The organism is uncultured Mucilaginibacter sp. (assembly GCF_903913935.1).
In the GTDB taxonomy this organism is placed as follows: domain Bacteria; phylum Bacteroidota; class Bacteroidia; order Sphingobacteriales; family Sphingobacteriaceae; genus Mucilaginibacter.
Genome location: NZ_CAIWNH010000140.1, coordinates 1 through 3,566 on the forward strand (window position 1 = coordinate 1; position 3,566 = coordinate 3,566).

At 44.2% G+C, this 3,566-nt stretch carries 4 protein-coding genes; 3 read left to right on the top strand and 1 reads right to left on the bottom strand.

The genetic code is table 11. The features are described from left to right. The 3 genes from QZY09_RS05330 to sucD form a co-directional block, all read left to right on the top strand. Positions 1-308 (top strand): hypothetical protein (locus tag QZY09_RS05330; protein ID WP_295669180.1); only part of this gene is annotated, 308 nt, incomplete at its 5' end. Positions 309-443: 135 nt separating this feature from the next. Then, complete coding sequence (gene dctA / locus QZY09_RS05335) at positions 444-1,685, top strand: C4-dicarboxylate transporter DctA (protein WP_295669183.1); 1,242 nt, start codon at positions 444-446, stop codon at positions 1,683-1,685. Between the two features lie 158 nt (positions 1,686-1,843). After that, the gene (gene sucD, locus QZY09_RS05340; protein ID WP_295669186.1) at positions 1,844-2,725 is read left to right on the top strand and encodes a succinate--CoA ligase subunit alpha; all 882 of its coding nucleotides are present in this window, start codon (positions 1,844-1,846) and stop codon (positions 2,723-2,725) included. 527 nt (positions 2,726-3,252) lie between these two features. Here sucD and QZY09_RS05345 read toward each other — a convergent pair. Then, a partial coding sequence (locus QZY09_RS05345; protein WP_295669189.1) for a hypothetical protein occupies positions 3,253-3,566 on the bottom strand: 314 nt, incomplete at its 5' end.

Below are 3,566 nucleotides of genomic sequence, written 5' to 3' on the forward strand. Positions count from 1 at the left end.
ATCCATTAAATCAAAATGAAAATTTATCGCTTAACGGTTCATTAGCCTCAAACGGAAGTTACCAGTACAATACGGGTACTAAAAGGAGCGGTACCGAAGTTTTTAATTACACCCTTACTTCAGTAATTTTTAGCCCGGCTGCGGGCGATGTGATCAGCGGTACGGCTACCTTTAACACCAGCGGAAGCGGTCCTAAAGGCGCGTGGAATTACCAGGGTACTATTACGTTCCTTGGCAACCACATGGCAGCAGTAACTATTAATGGTAAAGCATATAACGTAAACCTGCAAACAGGCGCGGTAGCATAACAGGAAATACACATCCACTAAAATATTTGATCCGCCCGTCTGCTACGCCAAGCAGACGGGCGTTTTTATCTCCTTCAACCTAAATAATTCTTTGCCACTTTAAAAGTCTTCTTTTTAATTGTATACTTGTTTTGCATGAAGAAACTCCTTACCAATTTAAATTTCCAGGTACTGGCAGGCATCCTGTTAGGCGTAATCGTTGGTTTTTGCTTCCCCACTTTTGGACCGACAGCAAAAATCATCAGCCAAACCTTTATCAGTTTGATCACGATGCTCATCGCGCCGATCATCTTTTTTACCATCGTATTGGGCATAGCAGGTATGAGTGATATGAAAAAAGTGGGCCGGGTAGGGGGCAAAGCTTTACTTTATTTTGAGATCGTAAGTACCTGCGCCCTGGTTATCGGGATGATCGTCGCCAATATTTTAAGGCCCGGAGATGGTTTCGTTAGCAAAATTGCCGCAGATAGCTCTAAACTGGCCGTTTACCAAAAAGCCGCTGCTGACATGCACTGGCTGGATATTTTAACCCATATCGTACCACCCAATATATTTGAGGCTTTTGCAAAGGGCGACATTTTGCAGATCCTGTTTTTCGCGATATTGTTTGGTTTTGCGCTCAGTCACCTGGGCGAAACCGGGCAAACCGTGATCAGCTTATTTGATAAATTCAGTAAAGTTTTTTTCAAGATCATGCACATGGTAATGCGTGTGGCACCCATTGGTGCTTTTGGCGGGATGGCCTATACCATCAGTACCTTTGGCCTCAAAACACTCAAGCCATTGAGCATATTGATGGGCTCGGTTTACCTCACTTCTATATTTTTCATCTTCGGTGTACTCAACCTTATTTGTTACCTGTACAAATTCAGCTTATGGAAATACCTGGCTTTTATTAAGGAAGAGATCCTGGTGGTATGGGGCACCTCTTCCTCCGAATCGGTATTGCCCGCCATGATGGATAAAATGGAGAAATTCGGATGCTCCCGCTCGGTGGTGGGGCTGGTGATCCCCGCAGGCTATTCATTCAATTTGGATGGGACGACGATCTACCTGTCGATGTCGGTGATATTTTTGGCGCAGGTATTTCATATCCCGCTCACGCTGGTGCAGCAACTCACCATTATAGGGATATTAATGATCACCAGTAAAGGCGCGGCTGGCGTAACCGGCAGCGGGTTTATCATTTTAACTTCTACGCTTGCAGCGATAAAGATCATCCCTGCGGAAGGCGTAGCCATATTATTGGGGGTTGATAGGTTTATGTCGGAGGCGCGGGCGATTACCAATATGATCGGGAACGGGATAGCGACCATTGTTATCGCGAAGAGTGAAGGGGAGTACACGCAGCCTGGCCCCCCAACCTCCGCTAACTAGCGGAGGAGTTTTTGAATATTAGACGGGAAAAGGCATCCCGTTTTTAGATGATTTAAATGAAGCTATACAGATTGTAAAAATATTCCCCCTTTAGGGGGCAAGGGGGCTTGACATTCGATCAAAAACTTTAGCTTTGCGCTATAAATTCAAAAAGCACAATGAGTGTACTCGTAAATAAAGATTCCAAAGTTATAGTTCAGGGTTTTACAGGGAACGAAGGTACTTACCATGCATCGCAGATGATAGAGTATGGTACCCAGCTGGTTGGCGGTGTTACGCCGGGCAAAGGCGGCCAGAGCCACCTCGACAGGCCGGTATTTAATACTGTAGCCGACGCGGTGGCAAAAACAGGCGCCGATGTATCTATCATATTTGTGCCCCCTGCATTTGCTGCCGATGCCATTATGGAAGCGGCCGAAGCAGGAATTAAAGTAATTGTATGTATCACCGAAGGGATCCCTACAAAGGATATGATCATGGTGAAAGAATATTTAAAAGGCAGGGATAGCCGTTTGATTGGCCCTAACTGCCCGGGTATTATTACTGCCGACGAAAGCAAGATTGGTATTATGCCGGGCTTTATCTTTAAAAAAGGCCACGTGGGCGTAGTGTCCAAATCAGGTACTTTAACATACGAAGCAGTTGACCAGGTAGTAAAAGCCGGTATGGGCATCACCACTGCCATTGGCATTGGCGGCGACCCGATCATTGGTACCCCAACCAAAGATGCGGTTGAACTGTTGATGAACGACCCGGATACCCACGGTATCATTATGATCGGCGAAATCGGCGGCGGCATGGAAGCCGAAGCAGCCCGCTGGATCAAAGAACACGGCACCAAGCCTGTTGTAGGTTTTATCGCAGGCCAAACCGCGCCTCCGGGACGCCGTATGGGCCACGCCGGCGCGATAGTTGGCGGAGCAGATGACACCGCGGCAGCAAAAATGAAAATTATGCGTGAATGCGGCATCCGCGTGGTAGAATCTCCTGCTGAAATTGGCGCGGCAATGGCAGAGGAACTGAAAAAGGTGAAAGCATAAAGGTGAAAGGCGAAAGGTTTTTGAATTCACTAATTCACTAACTCATTCATTCAATAATTAAAATCCTGGCCCATCGCCGGGATTTTTTCTGCGCTGTCAGGAGGTTTTTAACGCTAAAATAATAAATGTCGCGTTGAAGTTTTTGTTGCGTAGCGCTACACGTGCTACAACCTGCTACAAAGCGCTAAACGGCTTATAATTAATAACTTAACTACTGACAGGATTTTGTCAGTGACAAAATCCTGTCAGTAGTTTTTGAGAAAATTTGCGTTTATTAATATTTGTTATACTGAAATATAGGTCGGGTGAAATGAGGCAATTAACGCTGAATTTCATGTCAAATCCATGTCAATATCTTCCCCCAAACAAATTAAACCACCTATTTGTTGTATATTTATGTAAGTCCGGAAGTCATTAAAGACCGAAAGCCGGGAAGAAGACGATTGGGTTTGGTTAAAGTTGATCAAACCTTAATCAATAATTCACTAATTAAAAGCCCTGGTTTTGGCCGGGATTTTTTATTTTGATTAGGCTATGCCATTGACGCGAAAATCATGAACAAAGTTTTTGGTTAAATTAACCCTCAACTGAAAATAACAACCTCCGCCGTCTTCTACCTGAACAATATCTTTTTTCCAGTAAGATTTATCCGATGCGGAACAAAAACAGTTTACCCAAACTTCTTTTTCGCCCTTTGAATTGATAACTACGATTAATTGTTTGAAATACGATTTGGGCTTGTCTATTTTTTGGTCATATTCAGTGGCGTTTTTGTTGTAAATGGCTACAAAACTATCCAACAAATTCTCAACTTTTGAAATTTCATCCTCAGTAATACTTG

Excerpts from the sequence above, each read along its gene's own strand:
- dctA (WP_295669183.1), top strand. The coding sequence starts at position 444 with ATGAAGAAACTCCTTACCAATTTAAATTTCCAGGTACTGGCAGGCATC.
- sucD (WP_295669186.1), top strand. The coding sequence starts at position 1,844 with ATGAGTGTACTCGTAAATAAAGATTCCAAAGTTATAGTTCAGGGTTTT.